16 protein-coding genes are annotated in these 16,528 nt (G+C 56.2%); 5 read left to right on the plus strand and 11 right to left on the minus strand.

Features of this window, described 5'->3' with window-relative positions:
• Positions 1–42: 42 nt before the first annotated feature.
• From AB6731_RS13275 to AB6731_RS13285, 3 genes are read left to right on the plus strand one after another with little or no spacing between them, the layout of a single operon-like run.
• Positions 43–513: a MarR family winged helix-turn-helix transcriptional regulator gene (locus AB6731_RS13275; RefSeq protein WP_047955003.1), complete on the plus strand. Its 471-nt coding sequence runs from the start codon at positions 43–45 to the stop codon at positions 511–513.
• Positions 510–1,577: an HlyD family secretion protein gene (locus tag AB6731_RS13280; RefSeq protein ID WP_086533213.1), complete on the plus strand. Its 1,068-nt coding sequence runs from the start codon at positions 510–512 to the stop codon at positions 1,575–1,577. The genes AB6731_RS13275 and AB6731_RS13280 overlap by 4 nt, the downstream gene beginning before the upstream one ends.
• Entirely contained in the window at positions 1,567–2,643 is a 1,077-nt protein-coding gene (locus tag AB6731_RS13285) for a DUF2955 domain-containing protein (RefSeq protein WP_014168468.1), read from the plus strand. Before AB6731_RS13280 ends, AB6731_RS13285 begins: the two co-directional genes overlap by 11 nt.
• Here AB6731_RS13285 and AB6731_RS13290 read toward each other — a convergent pair.
• From AB6731_RS13290 to AB6731_RS13300, 3 genes are read right to left on the minus strand one after another with little or no spacing between them, the layout of a single operon-like run.
• Positions 2,640–3,911: a DUF445 domain-containing protein gene (locus AB6731_RS13290; RefSeq protein ID WP_047955005.1), complete on the minus strand. Its 1,272-nt coding sequence runs from the start codon at positions 3,909–3,911 to the stop codon at positions 2,640–2,642. The two genes, AB6731_RS13285 and AB6731_RS13290, sit on opposite strands and share 4 nt — an antisense overlap.
• A 3-nt stretch (positions 3,912–3,914) precedes the next feature.
• Complete coding sequence (locus AB6731_RS13295) at positions 3,915–4,568, minus strand: LysE family translocator (RefSeq protein WP_252070082.1); 654 nt, start codon at positions 4,566–4,568, stop codon at positions 3,915–3,917.
• Between the two features lie 39 nt (positions 4,569–4,607).
• On the minus strand, positions 4,608–5,360 hold the full coding sequence (locus AB6731_RS13300; RefSeq protein ID WP_371006469.1) for a helix-turn-helix domain-containing protein: 753 nt from the start codon (positions 5,358–5,360) through the stop codon (positions 4,608–4,610).
• A gap of 154 nt (positions 5,361–5,514) precedes the next feature.
• Between AB6731_RS13300 and AB6731_RS13305 the strand changes: the two genes are divergently transcribed.
• The gene (locus AB6731_RS13305; RefSeq protein ID WP_121339946.1) at positions 5,515–6,885 is read left to right on the plus strand and encodes an NAD-dependent succinate-semialdehyde dehydrogenase; all 1,371 of its coding nucleotides are present in this window, start codon (positions 5,515–5,517) and stop codon (positions 6,883–6,885) included.
• A 45-nt stretch (positions 6,886–6,930) separates the two neighbouring features.
• On the opposite strand, the gene AB6731_RS13310 is transcribed toward AB6731_RS13305, so the two are convergent.
• Together AB6731_RS13310 and AB6731_RS13315 are read right to left on the minus strand one after the other, a co-directional pair.
• Positions 6,931–7,251 carry a hypothetical protein gene (locus AB6731_RS13310; protein WP_371006470.1) on the minus strand — a complete coding sequence of 107 codons (321 nt, stop codon included), beginning with the start codon at positions 7,249–7,251 and terminating at the stop codon, positions 6,931–6,933.
• The gene (locus tag AB6731_RS13315; protein ID WP_014168475.1) at positions 7,251–7,796 is read right to left on the minus strand and encodes a YfaZ family outer membrane protein; all 546 of its coding nucleotides are present in this window, start codon (positions 7,794–7,796) and stop codon (positions 7,251–7,253) included. The genes AB6731_RS13310 and AB6731_RS13315 overlap by 1 nt, the downstream gene beginning before the upstream one ends.
• Before the next feature lie 412 nt (positions 7,797–8,208).
• Here AB6731_RS13315 and AB6731_RS13320 point away from each other — a divergent pair, with 412 nt between their 5' ends.
• A complete protein-coding gene (locus AB6731_RS13320; RefSeq protein WP_371006471.1) occupies positions 8,209–9,567 on the plus strand; it encodes an esterase-like activity of phytase family protein in 1,359 nt (452 codons plus the stop codon).
• Positions 9,568–9,613: 46 nt separating this feature from the next.
• Here AB6731_RS13320 and yjiA read toward each other — a convergent pair whose 3' ends face one another.
• The 6 genes from yjiA to hpaB form a co-directional block, all read right to left on the minus strand.
• Positions 9,614–10,567 (minus strand): GTPase, encoded by a 954-nt coding sequence (gene yjiA, locus AB6731_RS13325; RefSeq protein WP_020885316.1) that lies wholly within the window; start codon positions 10,565–10,567, stop codon positions 9,614–9,616.
• Between the two features lie 10 nt (positions 10,568–10,577).
• A complete protein-coding gene (locus tag AB6731_RS13330) occupies positions 10,578–10,781 on the minus strand; it encodes a YbdD/YjiX family protein (protein WP_003856610.1) in 204 nt (67 codons plus the stop codon).
• Between the two features lie 96 nt (positions 10,782–10,877).
• Positions 10,878–13,031 (minus strand): carbon starvation CstA family protein, encoded by a 2,154-nt coding sequence (locus AB6731_RS13335; RefSeq protein WP_020885314.1) that lies wholly within the window; start codon positions 13,029–13,031, stop codon positions 10,878–10,880.
• A 190-nt stretch (positions 13,032–13,221) separates the two neighbouring features.
• Complete coding sequence (locus tag AB6731_RS13340; protein WP_063156969.1) at positions 13,222–14,139, minus strand: YafY family protein; 918 nt, start codon at positions 14,137–14,139, stop codon at positions 13,222–13,224.
• Between the two features lie 178 nt (positions 14,140–14,317).
• Positions 14,318–14,827: a 4-hydroxyphenylacetate 3-monooxygenase reductase subunit gene (locus AB6731_RS13345; protein ID WP_371006472.1), complete on the minus strand. Its 510-nt coding sequence runs from the start codon at positions 14,825–14,827 to the stop codon at positions 14,318–14,320.
• Between the two features lie 17 nt (positions 14,828–14,844).
• Positions 14,845–16,407 carry a 4-hydroxyphenylacetate 3-monooxygenase, oxygenase component gene (gene hpaB, locus AB6731_RS13350; protein WP_371006473.1) on the minus strand — a complete coding sequence of 521 codons (1,563 nt, stop codon included), beginning with the start codon at positions 16,405–16,407 and terminating at the stop codon, positions 14,845–14,847.
• Positions 16,408–16,528: the final 121 nt, after the last annotated feature.

The following is a 16,528-nucleotide window of genomic DNA, read 5'->3' on the forward strand; positions in this document are numbered from 1 at the left end:
TGGTAACTATTATCTTGACCGCGTGTTACGAGAGGATATCCCATGCGTGAAGAAGAACTGTTTAGCCGCAGACCGATGGGGATGCGGATGGCCATGATCGTGCGTCAGTGGCGCGCCGTGATTGACGACGCCATTCTCGAGACCGGGTTAACCCAGTCGAGCTGGACGGTAATGATGCAGCTTCAACAGCTTGGGGATAACGTCTCGGTGAGTGAACTGGCGGAGGTGCAGGGTATTGAACTGCCGCCGCTGATGCGCACGCTGACACAGCTGGAAAAACAGGGTTACCTGTTACGCACCGTATCGCCTTATGACAAGCGTATCCGGCTACTTACGCTGACGCCGGAGGGGAACGCCGTACTCAGGATGCTCTCCCGGGTGATCGAGACATTTCAGGCGCGCGTATCGCAAAACATCGCGCCGGAGCATCTCGATATTTTCAGCGCCACGTTGAATCAAATCGCCTGCAATTTGCGGAAAATCCGCGAAGAAGATAACAAGACCGAAAAATAATGACTCCTGAACAAAAGTTTGCCCGCTGGGTAAGGGTAAGTATTGCCTCTTTCCTGCTGATGTTTGTCTACTTTGTCGTCGCGGACATCTGGATCCCGCTGACGCCGGACTCCACCGTCATGCGCGTGGTGACACCGGTTTCTCCGCGCGTTTCCGGCTACGTGGCGGCTGTCCATGTACACAACAACAGCCAGGTGAAGCGAGGCGACCTGCTGTTTGAGCTGGATGACACGCCGTTTCGCAATAAAGTGGAAGCAGCGCAAATCGCGCTGGAGCAGGCGCGACTTTCTAACGAACAGCTGGATGCGCAGATCGCGGCCGCACAGGCCAGCCTGAAAACCGCCGTGCTGACCGCGCGTAACGACAAGGTGACCTACGATCGTTATCAGAAACTCAGCACGCTGCAGAACGTGTCGCAGGCGGATCTGGATAAAGTCCGGACCACCTGGCAGAGCAGCGAGCAGTCCGTCAGTTCGCTGCAGGCGAACATCCGTAACCTGCGCATTCAGCGCGGTGAGCGGGAAGAACACCGCAACGTCACCCTGCAGAAATACCGCAACGCGCTGGATGAAGCGGAACTGAATCTTGGCTGGACGAAGGTTTACGCCCAGGCGGACGGCACGGTCAGTAACCTGCAGCTCAGCCCTGGCTATTACGCCTCCTCCGGCTCGGCCGCGCTGGCGCTGGTGAATAATCAGGCCGATATCGTGGCCGACTTCCGCGAGAAGAGCCTGCGCCATACCCATCAGGGAACCGATGCCGCCGTGGTGTTTGACGCCTTCCCGGGACACGTCTTCCGTGCGCATGTGACCAGCAGCGATGCGGGGATCCTCGCCGGACAGGAAGCAGTGAACGGCGAGCTGTCCGAGCCAGAAACCTCCAACCGGTGGGTTCGTGATGCCCAGCGTATGCGTATCCACGTGGCGCTGGACGAGGCGCTGCCGAAGCAACTTCCGACCGGTGCGCGTGCCACCGTGCAGCTCTATAACAGCGAAGGGCCGTTTGCGCGCTTCTTCTCCGGGATGCAGATCCACCTGGTGAGCCTGCTGCACTATGTCTATTAACACTCTGGCGCGGGTGTTTACCCCGCACGGCAACATCGTCTATACGGCAAACGACTTTCGCCAGACCCTGCGCATCGTCTTTGCCGGCATGATTGCGCTGAGCATTTCGAGTTTTTACAACACTCACTACGGCGTGTTTTTCGTGGTCTACCCCATCATGCTGCTGTCACTGGTACCGGTCTTTAACCGCCACGTGGCGAAGCAATTTATCTTTAGCGCCTCGCTTAACTGCGTTGAAATGGTCATTATCATCGGCTATCTGTCGCAATGGCCGGTGATCATGACGTTAGTCGTGTTCGCCCTGTACGTCATGCGTTTTCGCTTTATGAGTAAGGGACCGCTGTTTCTGTTTGGTTCGATGGGCGTGGTCTGCCAGAGCGTGATGCTCAACTTTATGAGCTATCCCACCACCGACTGGCATACGTTGCTGTTTTCCAATATCGAAGCGAGCGTTATGGCGGTGTGCCTGAGCGCGCTGATGAATTACCTGCTGCCGGACGTGGAGCCGCGCAAGCCGCCGCCGCTGATTGAAAAAGATGACGCCCGTGTGCGCCACGAGTCGCTGCTTTCCGGGACCGTTGCCACCCTGATTTTCGTCATCTTCCAGATAAGCGACCTGAGCGACTCACTTTCCGCGCTGATGGCCGGGGTATTGATTCTGTTTCCCATGCACTATCGCGGCGCGGTGATGAGTTCCCTCTGGCGCGTGGTCGGCGTGGTGCTGGGCTGCCTCTACATTCTGGTCGTCCAGCTTATCCTTTACGATCACAGCAGCCATATGCTGCTGATGATGCCGCTTATCGGCCTTGGGCTGGCATTTGGCGCGCGGCTGCACGTGATGGAGAAGGTTGGCGCCGGGGTCGGGTTTTCCAGCATCACCACCATCGGCATTATGTTCGGGCAGAACATGCACCCGGACAGCGACCTGGTGTTCAGCGATCTCTATCGCATTACCTCGGTGACCTTTGCGCTGGTGGCGACCCTGACAATGGTCTTTCTGGTGCATTTGATCCTCAATCGCTTTGCCCCTACGCGCTATGTGATCGCGCCGCCTGAGGCGAATTAATGCGCGAGCACGGCAGGCAATTGCGAGAGTAAAAACAGGATCAGGCCAATGGTCCCGCCCACCAGCGTGCCGTTCACACGGATGAACTGCAGGTCTTTGCCGATGTTAAGCTCAATCTGGCGCGACATGTCTTTGGCATCCCAGCTCTTGACCGTGTCGCTGATATGCCGCGTGAGGAACGCGGCAAAATCCGGTGCTACGCGGTGCGCCGCCAGCTCCAGATGCTCGTTCAGCGATGCCTGCAGGCTGGCATCGTTCGACAGCGTTTCACCAAACCACAGTCCGGCGTTGGCGATGCGCTGCCTGACGCGCGAGTCCTCGCTTTGCATATCCGCTTTCAGCCACTGACGCAGGTCGGCCCACATCTCGCCCAGATAACGGTTAAACGCCTCGTCGTTCTTCAGATAGTGCTTGATGTTATCGGCTTTGGCGGCCATTTCCGGATCGTTTTTCAGGTTGTCGATAAACTTCAGCGTGGCGCGGTCAAACGCCTGGCGGATCTGGTGCGTGCGGTCGTGGCTGATATCATCCAGCAGCGTATTCACCGCATTCGACACCATCTCCGCACTCTGATCGCCGAGCCACTCGGTAGGCAGCACCATGGCCTTGCGTGGATGCTCGGTCTTCAGCCAGTGCACAATCTGGTCGGCGATAAAGTCCCGCGTGCTGTCACGCTGGATAAGCGCGATCAGGCGGTTGATGATGGCGTCCAGCAGCACCTGATGGCGATTGTTCCGGGTCATGCTCTCCAGCATCACCGCGCTGGTTTCGGTGAAATCGACCTTGTCGATGGCCTTGTGCACCGCCCGTTTGAGCAGCCGCTGAATGCGTCCGTCGTCGGTCAGTTCAAGAAAACCGCTCATTACCTGAATCAGATGCAGCCCGACGCGCCGGGCGTTGTCGGGCTGGCTGAACCAGGTGCCAATCATCTGTGCCGGTTCATAGCGGCGGATCAATGCCACCAGCGACTGGGTATCGAGAAACTTTTCCTGCACGAACTGACCCAGATTGTCGCCAATGCGGTCTTTGTTGCGCGGAATGATCGCCGTATGGCGTGAGATAAACGGGATAGGCACCCGGCGAAACAGCGCGACGACGGCAAACCAGTCCGCCAGTGCGCCGACCATCGCCGCCTCGGCAATGGCCTTTACGCCGCGCACCCAGAAGGTTTGCGGCAGGAACAGGGTGGTGATAAACGCCGCGGCGGCAATCAGCAGCAGCGACAGCGCCAGCAGCTTGGCGCGTTTAAGTTCAGCTATTTTTTCCATGGCTTAAGAATAGAGGGAGGCGGGAAGAAAATGCAAAAAACGCCACACGACCCACCCACCAAACGCCATCAGCACCACGCCAGCGGTTCGCTCAATCAGCCAGAGTGAACGGCTGAGCGTCCGCTGAACCACGGGCAAGCCCATCAGCGACACCAGCGCTAAATCCCAGACCAGCACCACCATTACCATCCAGACACCGCAGGTTGACTGCTGAAGCAGCGTGACACCCGGCCCTAACAGCGCCGTCATGAGCGCCAGATAAAAAAGCGCATTCTTCGGGTTTAACAGTGCCGAACCGAGCCCCAGCAGGATTTGCTTACGCAATGAGGGGCACCGCTGATGAGTCTCATTGAGCGCAAGCGTCTGCGGGCGGCTGCGCGCCAGCCGCGATCCAATCCAGAGCAGGTAGAGCGCGCCGGATAATTCGATAAGGGTGAACAGCCACGAAAACGTGCGCAGGGCACTCCAGCCGATAATCACCAGCACAATATAGAGCGCGTTACCCGCGGCGATACCGAGGCACAACCCGGCACTGCCGCGCAGCCGGTAACGCGCGGCGTAACCGACCAGCAAAAAGAAATCCGGACCGGGGCTTAACAGGGCTACAAAATGCGCCAGCGCCAGGGCGAGAAAAGCGGAAGGGAAGAACAGTTCCATCGTGACCTCCAGAGCAAAAACGGAGATCACCTTACGGCGTTACGTATCCTGATTATTGTCTGATATTGATCGACCCGTCGCGTACTGGCGAGGCGTGGCGGCCGTGTAGCTGACGAAGGTTTTATGGAAATGGCTCTGGTCGGCAAACCCGCTCTGGTAACCGACATCGGCGATATCATCCCCCGCACGCAGTCGCGCTTTGGCGTATTCCACGCGAGAGATGCTGAGAAAGCGTCCTGGCGTCAGGCCGGTGTCCTGTTTAAAGGTGCGGATTAACGTCTCTTTGCGCAGTGAAAATCGCCGGGCAAGGTCGTCAAGGGAAGGCGGAGCGGTGAGGTTCGACAGAAACGCCTCTTGCACCTGCTGACTCAGTGAATGGGGCTTATCTGTGCGGCCTGCAGAGGGAGGAAGGGCGCAAAGCAGTGCGTTCAGGGAGGCCGCGGTCATGTTCTCAACCACGTCAAGATAATGATTAAACAGCGCTTGATCGCGAATGACCTGCAGTGCCAGCGAAAGGTCAGTGTCGATATACAGCATATGGTAGCTGCGTGGCTGCCCCGCCACCGGGTTGCAGCTGTGGGGCGCATGCGCCGGGATGACGATGATGTCGCCAGGGGTCAGGATATACTCCCTGTCATGGACTGTGCAGCACGTCTGGCCTTCCAGGATCGCGCCAATAGAGAGCTGTGGGTGACAATGACGTTTATACGCCTGGGTGCTCTGCCACGTGCTGCGCAGCTCGTGGCCGCAGGCGCGATGAAAGGTCTGGCGGATGTGTCGGGTCTCGGTCATGGGGGACTCCTGTCAGGAACGTTTTTTATACCATGCCCGCGCGACATGTTGCAGTACCACGCTAAGAACCTTCCGGATATACCCAACTTTACGTCCATCGCCAGTCATATTGTCTACTCTTAATACCCTAAGCGGTAAAACAAGGAGATTCGACATGGCTTACCAGACAGTAAATCCTGCCACAAACCAGCTCATCAAAGAATATCCCTCCCATACCGACGCGGATGTTGAAGCGGCGCTGAAGGCGGCCGATGCGCTTTACCATTCGGACTGGGCAAAAGGCGACATTAACCAGCGCCTGCCGGTACTGCGTAAACTTGCGGACCTCATCGACGAACGTACGGAGGATCTGGCCAAAATTGCCAGCAAGGAGATGGGTAAGCTCATTGAGCAGAGCCGCGGTGAAGTGAAACTGTGCGCGCAAATCGCCCGCTACTACGCGGATAATGCCCAACGGTTCCTCGCCCCGGTGAAGTACAACTCCGAACTCGGGGAAGCGTGGGTCGAGCACCACCCTATTGGCGTGCTGATGGCCGTTGAGCCGTGGAACTTCCCTTATTACCAGCTGATGCGTGTCCTCGCCCCGAACCTGGCGGCCGGTAACCCGGTGATCGCCAAACACGCCAGCATCGTGCCGCACTGTGCAGAGACGTTTGCACATCTGGTGCGTGAGGCCGGTGCACCGGAAGGGGCGTGGACCAACCTGTTTATTTCGTCGGATCAGGTGGCGAACATCATCGCCGACGATCGTGTACAGGGTGCCGCGCTGACCGGTTCCGAAAAAGCGGGTAGCGTGGTCGCGGCGCAGGCGGCGAAGCACATCAAAAAATCGACCCTGGAGCTGGGCGGTAATGACGTCTTTGTGGTGCTGGATGATGCCGATCTGGAGAAGGCCGTGAAGACGGGCGTGAATGCCCGACTCAATAACGCCGGCCAGGTCTGTACGGCGGCGAAGCGTTTCATCCTGCATGAGAAGATTGCGGATGCCTTCCTCGCGAAATTCACCGAGGCATTTAAGCAGGTGAAGATTGGCGATCCGCTGGACGAGAGCACCACCCTGGGGCCGCTGTCCTCTCAGGATGCGCTGGACACGTTGACCAGACAGGTCAACGAGGCGGTGAAAAACGGCGCGACGCTGCATTACGGTGGCAAACCGGTGCAGCGTGACGGGTGCTTCTTTGAGCCGACGATCCTGACGCATATCTCGCGCGACAACCCGGCCTACTTTGAGGAGTTCTTCGGCCCGGTGGCGCAGATCTATGTGGTGAAAAATGATGACGAAGCGGTCGCACTGGCGAACGATTCCCACTATGGTCTGGGCGGCGCGGTGTTCAGCAAGGATATCGAGCGGGCGAAGAAAATGGCGTCGCGTATTGAGACCGGCATGGTGTATATCAACTGGCTCACCGATACCGCGCCAGAGCTGCCGTTTGGCGGCGTGAAGCGATCCGGTTACGGACGCGAACTGTCGGACCTGGGGATCAAAGAGTTTGTGAACCAGAAGCTGGTGGTGGTGCGTAAGTAACTCCGCGAATAAAAAACCTGCCATTCGGCAGGTTTTTTTTTTGGGTTATTGCACTTCAATCTTGTCCCAGCCGCTTTTGAACATGCAGCTGTCGACTAAGGTATCCCGGCGATATTCATTCGCGTCTTCAACCGTGTAGCTCGTGGAAATATCCTTTTTCTTTTTCGATTTGTCCATTTTTTCCGAGCTCGAACCGGTCACAACATTGTCCGGGGGCAGATCAATCAGGGCCTGTGCTTCGCATTCCGTGAGCTTTTTATTCATCTCAGCGTCACTGACTCCCAGTTTCACCCATTTATACTGGACGCAACCGGTGAGCAGAAGCGTGATGCTCAGAACGCAAAGCGCGGTAATGCGGTGTTTCATCAGAAGGTGACTCCACCGCCTACATATGCGCCGTCGATCAGCGTGTGGCCAGGACGACCGTCTTTGCCGTCAACGCTTACGTGACGATAACCCACTTTCAGCGTCACAGGCGTGATTGGCGTCCAGCTCACACCGCCGTTGGCTTCCACGTAGTTTTTCACGCTGTTGTTCAGACCTTCTGGTGCGGCATACCCTTCGCCAAACACGTGGATGCTGTCCGTCAGCGCAACGTTAATACCGCCACCGATGGGGAATGCCACGCCGTTATCGCCTTTTTTCGGGCCAAGGTAGATTGCTTTAGCGCCGGCATTCAGCATTACCGGGCCCACTTCCAGGTTGTAACCGGCGCCAACGCCACCTGTTTGCGTGCCGTCGTCGGTGTTTTTGAGCCAGTTGCTTTCAAGGTACACACCGGATGAGGATTTACCCATTTCCAGATTAAGGTTAGTAAAGTTTTTACCTTGCTCAATCGTGCCGCCCATAGCCAGTGCGGAACCCGACAGGACGGTCAGAGCAGAAAGAAGAAGAACATTCAGTTTTTTCATGTTTTATGCCTCGTCATTAATTTCATCTGAGGCCACCTTAACAAGCGATGTTTATGACTGCAAATGTGATTAAGGTCGTGTTTTTATGCTGTTTTTGTTAATGGCTGGCTTTTGAAATGTTGCTTTCATGTTTAGTTATCGCCGGGTCAATATGTATTGCCTGGACGTTTAGGACAGGTTTAGTTTTTTGACTAAATAGACACTGAACGAGACAGAGGATAACCGTTTGACATGAATTAATTGGCTTTCTAATAATTTCCAGAAACATTTCAAATTTTACACTTTGTGGTTTAGTTTTACATTTCTGGCTGTTCACGCGCCTTCAATTGCCTGCCCGCGTATCTCTGCGGTGTCATTTTCCTGACACGTTTGTTCTTTACGTTGTTGGCTTCACTTTCTGGATACTAACAATATGAAAAGAAAAATTATTCCTGTGCTTATCGGTTGTGCGCTCTCTTTCTCTGGCCTGGCGGCGCAGCCCACGGCCGAGCACTATGTTGTCAGCTTCCCCGAAGGCACGCGCGTGAGCTACAGCGGCGCGTTTGCCGGTGCGTTCCCGAAGGGACTCCCGGTCGGGATTGGCTCTGGCCTGCTGTTTACCGGTAAACAGGGCGATACCCTGACGTTTGCGACCGTGACCGATCGCGGTCCGAATGCGGATTCGCCGAAAGTGGGGAAAGACGAAGCCAAAATCTTTGTCACGCCCGATTTCGCTCCGCTGCTGATGACGATTCGCGTACAAAATGGCAAAGCGGAGGCCGTCGATGCGCGCCCTCTGCATGACGATAAAGGCGAGATCAACGGTCTGCCGCTGCAAAGCGGCGTGATTGGCTCGACCAATGAAGTGGCGTTCAGTGACACGTTAAAGGTGCTGAAGGGCGACAATCGCGGGCTGGATACGGAAGGTATCACGCCGGACGGTAAAGGCGGTTACTGGCTGTGCGACGAGTACGGTCCGTTCCTGATTAACGTCGACAGCAAAGGCAAGATCCTGGCGATTCACGGTCCGCAGGCGGCGGAAGGCGAGAAATCCATCGCGGGCGGCTTGCCGAATATTATTAAATGGCGTCAACCAAACCGGGGCTTTGAAGGCCTGACCCGTATGCCGGACGGGCGTATCATTGCCGCGGTGCAAAGCACGCTGGATATCGACGGCAAAAGCAAAAAACAGGCGCTGTTTACCCGCCTGGTGAGCTTCGACCCGGCGACCGGGAAAACCGCGATGTACGGTTATCCCATCGACAGCGAAGCCTACAGCAAAAACAATGACGCCAAAATCGGTGACATTGTGGCGCTTGATAACCAGCAGCTGCTGCTGATTGAGCAGGGCAGCGATAAAAACGATGGCATGCGCAACCTCATCTACAAGGTGGACCTCAGCAAGGCGAGCGATCTGACACGCTTCGATAAGCCGGGCGAATACCCGGAGTTTGATGACGAGAAGACGCTGGCCCAGCGCGGCATTACGCTGGCGGCTAAAACCCAGGTCGTGGATTTGCGCGCGCTTGGCTGGCAGCAGGAAAAGGCCGAAGGGTTAGCGCTGATTGACAACAAAACGCTGGCGGTCGCGAACGATAACGACTTTGGCGTGAAGGTGGCGATGGAAAATCCGGTCGAGGGCAAGAAGCTCAAGGATTATCGGGTGAATTCGCAAGGTGCACTCACGATTGATGATAAACCGGTTGCGACCACCCTCGCCGTGAAGCCGCTGGCGAAGCCGGCGTCAGAAAGCGAACTGTGGATTGTGACGCTGCCCGACGCGCTGAAATAATCTCACAGCCCTCTCCTCAACTGCGGAGAGGGCTGCGTTCGTACGGTTATTTGCGCAGTGCTGCAAACGCTGTCCGGATCTCGTCTTCCGGCAGCTGTAGCCCAATAAACACCATGACGCTTCGCGGCGTTTCATCTCCCCACGGTCTGTCCCAGTCCGCGCTGTACAGCCGCTGTACGCCCTGGAACAGCAGGCGGTTCGGTTCGCCATCAATCCACAGCATCCCTTTGTAGCGCAACAGCCTGTCGGCAAAAGAGAGCAACAGGTTTTCCATGACGCGGGAGACGTCGCTGATATCCACCGGGTAATCCAGCTCGACCACAATCGACGAGACGTCGTTTTGCTTATCTGCCATAAAGTGGAAGCGCGGCGTTGAGGTGACATGCTCTTCCAGCATAAAGCCGTTGGTGTTGAACAGCTGCGAGAGGTCGATATCACCGTGCGTCGCGATGTAAATCGGCGCCCGCGAGTTGATACGCGTCAGGCGCTCGCGCAGTTTTTCGCTGTCGCCCGCCACGTCGGTTTTGGTCAGCAGGATGCGATCGGCGTAGCCCACCTGCGACTGGGCGAGGGTGAACTGGTTCATCTGTTCGTCGGCATGAACCGCATCGACCAGCGCAATGACGCCGTCCAGCAGGTAGCGCTGGCAGAGGATCTCATGGGCGAAAAAGGTCTGAATAATCGGGCCGGGGTCGGCCATACCGGTGCATTCAATCACCAGGCGGTCAAAATCGATTTCACCGCGATCGCGGCTGTCGAGCAGATCCAGCAGGGCATCTTCTAATTCATTCGAGCGGGTGCAGCAGATGCAGCCGTTAGTCAGGGTTTTGATCTGCGTGGCGCGATCGCCAATCAGCTGATCGTCGACCGAGACTTCGCCGAATTCGTTTTCGATCACGGCGATTTTGAAGCCGTGCTGCGCGTTCAGAATGTGGCGCAGCAGGGTGGTTTTACCGGCGCCAAGGAAACCGGTCAGCAGGGTGACGGCAATCGGGGTCATGGTCTCTCCTTTAGCAGCAGCGTACGCCGCCTTCTCCACTCCCGCCGTAGCGCGCTTCCTGACGCTCGCGGAAGAATTCGGTATAGGTCATGTACGGTTTATCCGGATGGTTGGTCTTCATATGCTCAACGTAGTTGTCATAGTCCGGAATGCCAATCAGCATTTTCGCCGCCTGACCGAGGTATTTTTTCGCTTCGCCTAAGTTACCAAACATTGTGCCTTCCAGATAGAAAAAGCCCGGCAGGGGCTGCCGGGCGTTGTTTCCCTTCACCCTAACCCTCTCCCGCAGGGAGAGGGATACGAGGGCGGATTAGTGGTGTGAAGAGGTCTTCACGCCGCCTTCCGGTACCGGGACATACGGGGTTTCTTTATCCGTACGACCCTCGGCGTTACGCACGTTCAGCCAGGTTTTGATGCCGTAGAAGATGATGCTGTACACCACCACCAGGAACAGAATGCTCAGACCTGCGTTGGTGTAGTTGTTCACCACGATGTGGTTCATGTTGGCAATCTGCTGGGCAGTGAGGTCCGCGCCGCCTGCGGCAATTTTCTCTTTGTACTGGTTAGCCATGAAGAAGAAGCCTTCCAGCTGCGGATTGGCGCTGAACAGTTTCAGACCAAGCGCCCAGGTGGTGCAGAGCAGCAGCCACAGCGCAGGGATCACGGTGACCCAGATGTATTTGGTGCGTTTCATCTTCACCAGTACAACGGTGCCAAGAACCAGGGCGACAGCGGCCAGCATCTGGTTAGAGATACCGAACAGCGGCCACAGGCTCTTCACGCCGCCCAGCGGGTCGACAACGCCCTGATACAGCAGGTAACCCCACAGACCCACGCAGCCCGCGGTTCCCAGAATACCCGCCACCAGAGAGTCGGTTTTCTTCAGGAACGGCACGAAGTTACCCAGCAGGTCCTGCAGCATAAAGCGTCCCGCACGGGTACCGGCGTCCAGCGCGGTGAGGATGAACAACGCTTCAAAGAGAATACCGAAGTGGTACCAGAAGCCCATGTCCGCCCACGGCAGCACTTTGTGGAACACGTGTGCGATACCCACTGCCAGCGTCGGTGCGCCACCGGCGCGGTTCAGGACTGACGGTTCGCCAATGTCTTTCGCGGTCTGCATGATCTGCTCAGGCGAAATCACGAAGCCCCAGGAGCTGACGGTTGCGGCAGCATGTGCGCTCGCATCTTTCAGCTGCGCCATGATCAGCGCCGCGTTATCACCACCCATCTCATGCAGGTTTGGCATGGTAATGCCCAGGCCTGCCGGAGGGGTGTTCATCGCGAAGTAGAGACCCGGTTCGATGATGGACGCGGCAACCAGCGCCATGATCGCCACGAAAGACTCCATCAGCATTGCGCCGTAGCCAATCAGACGCGCGTCTTTTTCGTTAGCCAGCAGCTTCGGTGTGGTACCGGAAGCAATCAGGGCGTGGAAGCCAGAGACCGCACCGCAGGCGATGGTGATAAACAGGAACGGGAACAGCGCACCTTTCCACAGAGGACCGGTACCGTCGATGTACTGGGTCACTGCCGGCATTTTCAGATCCGGGTTAATTACCAGGATGCCGATCGCCAGACCGACAATAACGCCGATTTTCAGGAAGGTCGCCAGGTAGTCACGCGGTGCCAGGATCAGCCAGACCGGCAGCAGAGCGGAGACAAACGCATACCCAATCAGCGCGAAGGTGATGGTGGTGTCCTTGAAGGTCAGCGCCGGGCCCCAGTACGGGTCGTGCGCAATCACGCCACCGAAGTAGATGGATGCAACCAGCAGTACAATACCAATCACCGACACTTCACCCACGCGACCCGGGCGGATAAAGCGCATGTAGATACCCATGAACAGCGCAATCGGCACGGTAGAGCAGACGGTGAAGACCCCCCACGGACTTTCGGCCAGCGCTTTCACCACGATTAACGCCAGCACCGCGAGGATGATGATCATAATCAGGAAGCAGCCGAACAGCGCGATGGTCCCCGGCACGCGGCCCATCTCCTCTTTGACCATCTCACCCAGAGAGGCGCCGTTACGGCGAGAAGAGATAAACAGCACCATAAAGTCCTGCACCGCCCCGGCCAGCACTACGCCCGCGAGCAGCCACAGGGTACCAGGCAGGTAGCCCATCTGCGCGGCCAGAACCGGGCCGACCAGCGGACCCGCACCGGCGATAGCGGCAAAGTGGTGACCAAACAACACGTAGCGGTTGGTGGGCACGTAGTTGAGGCCGTCATTATTAATGACCGCCGGAGTGGCACGCGTCGGGTCGAGTTTCATGACCTTCTGCGCGATGTATAAGCTGTAGTAGCGATAAGCAACAAGATAGACGGAGACAGACGCAACGACGATCCACAGGGCGCTTACGTGTTCGCCCCGGCGTAGTGCGACAACCGCCAGACAAAAAGCGCCGAGGATCCCGAGTAACGCCCAGGGCACGTGCTTCAGTAGTTTTTTCGTATCCATAGTAAGACCTGGTTTTTTATGTAATGAAAAAGGGTCAGGGTTCGTTATGAGGAGGTATTGATTAATGCTGGAGCGATCGTGCCAGAACCACGCGCGTGTAAAGACAGGTAAATGAATGAGCGGTTGAAAGGGCCAGGTGAGCGGTCAAAGAGGGCGGCGAGTGGTTCCGTCTCGCCGCCGCCGGGAGAAATTATGTGATTGAGATCACGTGGTTATCTGCTGTGCGCTCTACCGCCAGATAATTTTCCAGCGTTTTAAGCAGCTTCTCTTTTAGCCAGTTGGGCTCCAGGATTTGAATGTTCGGCAGCCAGTAGAACAGCAGCGGCAGGATCTGGTTCTCGTGTGCCGCCTGACAGCGCAGCGTGACGCCGTTGTGCTGCTCACCGACAAGCTCTTGTTCTGGCAGCAGGTCGCGGCGCATAAAGTAATGTGAAATAGTATCTTTAATGAATATTTTCACTTCGAAAGTGTCTTCCGACACCCACGGATCAAGGCTTTTTTCCAGCAGCCCGAGCGCATTTTCTTCCGGCGTGAAGGTTTTTTGTTGAATATCAAACCAGCTAATCTGACTCAACGAGAAGGATTTTAGCCGGCTATTCTCGGTGGCTTGTAAATACCATATATTTTTATTGTTAATGAGTTTATAGGGATTAATCAGGCGGGTTTTACCCTTATAAACGATCTGGCATACATTACGATTCTTAATCGATTTCTCGATTTTCGATAAATAGCGACGAATATCACGTTCTACCGTGTGCTCTGCGTCGTTGCCAAGAATAAGAATATGATTTTCGTCAACGCGTGTTTCAAGTTTCTGCCAGAATTCCGTATTTCTTTCCGGGAAAAAGCTATCGGCATTCAGGAAGTTAGCAATCGTGTGATGTAATCCTTGTCCACCGGGAGATTGTGCGGAGTGGATCAGGCGATACAGTCCGTTACCGGTATGTTCCACAATAGGTGAAAGCGCATTTAAATCCCGGTAGACAGTGCGCTCGGTAATTTTAAATTTTTCCATGAGCGCACTGCGGTTTACCACACCATTTAAATGTAACTCAACCAGAATATCGACCAGACGTTCAGCCGAGCGGCTCCGCGTCGATTTAGCCATAAGGTCTTCCTGTATATTAGGGTATGCGCTGAATGATGCGGGTAGCACTGACATGTATTGTCAGTATTCAGACACAGAAAATTTCTCTTATGGCTATATAACGGCGTGATTAAGCGGAAACCTTAGGAATTTTTGTGGAAATTGGCGCTGGCCGGGAAACGGCCAGCGCAGGAGGGGGTCACACTGCGGCTTCAGCCTCCATCATGACGGGGTGGAAACGGCGTTTAAAATAGATCAGGCCGTGTCCCGCTTCGCTCAGAATGATGTTTTTAATTTCAACGAGATAAACCAGATGGGTGCCGATGGTTTGCACCTGGCTAATCTCGCCTTCAAGGCTTGCCAGCGCGCCCTTCAGCACCGGTTGCCCCTGCGGACCTTTCTGCCAGCAGGAGAGGGCAAAGCGATCGTCCATTGCCATGCCGGTCATCCCGGCGAAGTGGCGGGCCATGATCTCCTGCTCATGGTTCAGCACGTTAACGCACAGCTTACCGTTACCCTGGAAAACCGGGTTCATGGCGCTGTTGGCATTGATGCAGACCATCAGCGATGGCGGGGTGTCCGTGACCGAACAGACGGCGGTGGCGGTAATGCCGCAGCGTCCTGCATCGCCCTCGGTGGTGACAACATTAACCGCCGCCGACAGGCTGGCCATCGCATCGCGAAAATGCAGGCGTTGTTCTGTATGCATTGAAACCTCCCGCTGCGTTATTTCAGCAGCTTATCCAGCATGTTGATATCGGAATTATTGTGCAGGTGCGGCACCGTCCAGCCATGCTGGTCGTACTCGGACATGCAGCGGTCGACCATTGCCATCATTTTGTCCATGTTGCCAGAGCTCTGTGCCTGACGCAGACACTGCAGACGGATTTCGTCCTGGCTGCCGGAGTAGTTGATCTCATACAGTTCGTGACGACCACCAAACTCGCTGCCGATGGCATCCCACATCAGTTTCAAAATCTTAATACGTTCCACGTGATCCATGCCGTTGGAGCCGCGCACGTATTTCGCCAGATACTGGTCGATCTGCGGATTGTTCAGGTCTCGCGCGCTGGACGGCAGATAGATCAGGCCGCTGGTGACGTTACGCTCGATGATGTTCTTGATCTTCGCATAGGCCATCGGGGCCATGACGCGGTAGGTCTGCAGCGCCGCGTGATCCGGCAGGTACGCACCATTCACCCACGGCGTGGCTTCAGAACACATGGAGTCGCTCAGCGCCCAGAACATGTTGCGCCAGGCCACCACTTCCCCGAGATCCGCCTGCACGCCGCGGAACTCCAGGGTGCCGGTACACTCCAGCGATTTCTTCAGCAGCGCGGTAATGAAATCGAGCTTCACCGCCAGACGTACGCAGGCCTGCAGCGGGTACATGCGGGCAAAACCGCCTTCCATGGTCCAGCGACGGCAGCGATCGAAATCGCGGTAGATCAGCACGTTTTCCCAGGGGATCAGCACATGATCCATCACCAGGATCGCGTCGTTTTCGTCGAAACGGCTGGAGAGCGGGTAGTCGTACGGAGAGCCGGTCGCGCCTGCCACCATTTCGTAAGAGGCGCGAGAGATCAGCTTCACGCCTTCGGCGTCCATTGGCGCAACGAACATCAGCGCGAAGTCCGGGTTTTCGCCCATGACCTGCGCGGAGCCAAAACCGATCATGTTGTAGTGAGTCAGCGCCGAGTTGGTTGCCACCACTTTTGCGCCGCTAACGATGATCCCGGCGTCGGTCTCTTTTTCCAGCTTGATGTAGACGTCTTTTACTTCGTCCGCCGGTTTGTGACGGTCGATGGGGGGGTTAACGATGGCGTGGTTGAAGTAAAGCCCGGTTTCCTGAATACGGGTGTACCAGTTGCGGGCGTTCTGTTCGAACTGACCGTAGAACGCCGGATTGGCACCGAGCGCGCAGCCAAACGCCGCCTTGTAGTCCGGGGTGCGGCCCATCCAGCCGTAACTCAGGCGCGACCACTCGGCGATGGCGTCACGCTGCTGACGCAGGTCGTCGGCGCTTTTCGCCACGCGGAAAAACTTATGGGTGTAGCCGCCGCTGCCGGTATCGGTGCCCCAGCACAGCGTGTCCTGCATGTCAGGCTTGTGCAGCGCATCGTACATCTGCGCGATGGAGGCTGCCGCATTGCGAAACGCCGGATGAGTGGTCACGTCTTTAACGTGCTCGCCGTAGATATAAATCTCACGGCCATCCTGCAGGCTTTTTAAATACTCTTCACCGGTTAACGGACGTTTGGCATCCGCGCGGAAATCTTCAGGCTTCATAGGGACCTCGTATCGGAATAGTGATGTTAAATTTATGTTTTGTTTTTGTTGTTTAATTGAAGCCTGAGCGGGGGTGAACGTGAAGGGACGATTGGGACAACGGCTGGTACTTTTCGCATAT

Origin of the sequence: Enterobacter sp. RCC_40 (assembly GCF_041360735.1) — a bacterium.
Taxonomy (GTDB): Bacteria; Pseudomonadota; Gammaproteobacteria; order Enterobacterales; family Enterobacteriaceae; genus Enterobacter; species Enterobacter ludwigii.

Excerpts from the sequence above, each read along its gene's own strand:
- AB6731_RS13275 (WP_047955003.1), top strand. The coding sequence starts at position 43 with ATGCGTGAAGAAGAACTGTTTAGCCGCAGACCGATGGGGATGCGGATG.
- AB6731_RS13285 (WP_014168468.1), top strand. The coding sequence starts at position 1,567 with ATGTCTATTAACACTCTGGCGCGGGTGTTTACCCCGCACGGCAACATC.
- AB6731_RS13290 (WP_047955005.1), bottom strand. The coding sequence starts at position 3,911 with ATGGAAAAAATAGCTGAACTTAAACGCGCCAAGCTGCTGGCGCTGTCG.
- AB6731_RS13295 (WP_252070082.1), bottom strand. The coding sequence starts at position 4,568 with ATGGAACTGTTCTTCCCTTCCGCTTTTCTCGCCCTGGCGCTGGCGCAT.
- AB6731_RS13300 (WP_371006469.1), bottom strand. The coding sequence starts at position 5,360 with ATGACCGAGACCCGACACATCCGCCAGACCTTTCATCGCGCCTGCGGC.
- AB6731_RS13305 (WP_121339946.1), top strand. The coding sequence starts at position 5,515 with ATGGCTTACCAGACAGTAAATCCTGCCACAAACCAGCTCATCAAAGAA.
- AB6731_RS13310 (WP_371006470.1), bottom strand. The coding sequence starts at position 7,251 with ATGAAACACCGCATTACCGCGCTTTGCGTTCTGAGCATCACGCTTCTG.
- AB6731_RS13315 (WP_014168475.1), bottom strand. The coding sequence starts at position 7,796 with ATGAAAAAACTGAATGTTCTTCTTCTTTCTGCTCTGACCGTCCTGTCG.
- AB6731_RS13320 (WP_371006471.1), top strand. The coding sequence starts at position 8,209 with ATGAAAAGAAAAATTATTCCTGTGCTTATCGGTTGTGCGCTCTCTTTC.
- yjiA (WP_020885316.1), bottom strand. The coding sequence starts at position 10,567 with ATGACCCCGATTGCCGTCACCCTGCTGACCGGTTTCCTTGGCGCCGGT.
- AB6731_RS13330 (WP_003856610.1), bottom strand. The coding sequence starts at position 10,781 with ATGTTTGGTAACTTAGGCGAAGCGAAAAAATACCTCGGTCAGGCGGCG.
- AB6731_RS13335 (WP_020885314.1), bottom strand. The coding sequence starts at position 13,031 with ATGGATACGAAAAAACTACTGAAGCACGTGCCCTGGGCGTTACTCGGG.
- AB6731_RS13340 (WP_063156969.1), bottom strand. The coding sequence starts at position 14,139 with ATGGCTAAATCGACGCGGAGCCGCTCGGCTGAACGTCTGGTCGATATT.
- AB6731_RS13345 (WP_371006472.1), bottom strand. The coding sequence starts at position 14,827 with ATGCATACAGAACAACGCCTGCATTTTCGCGATGCGATGGCCAGCCTG.
- hpaB (WP_371006473.1), bottom strand. The coding sequence starts at position 16,407 with ATGAAGCCTGAAGATTTCCGCGCGGATGCCAAACGTCCGTTAACCGGT.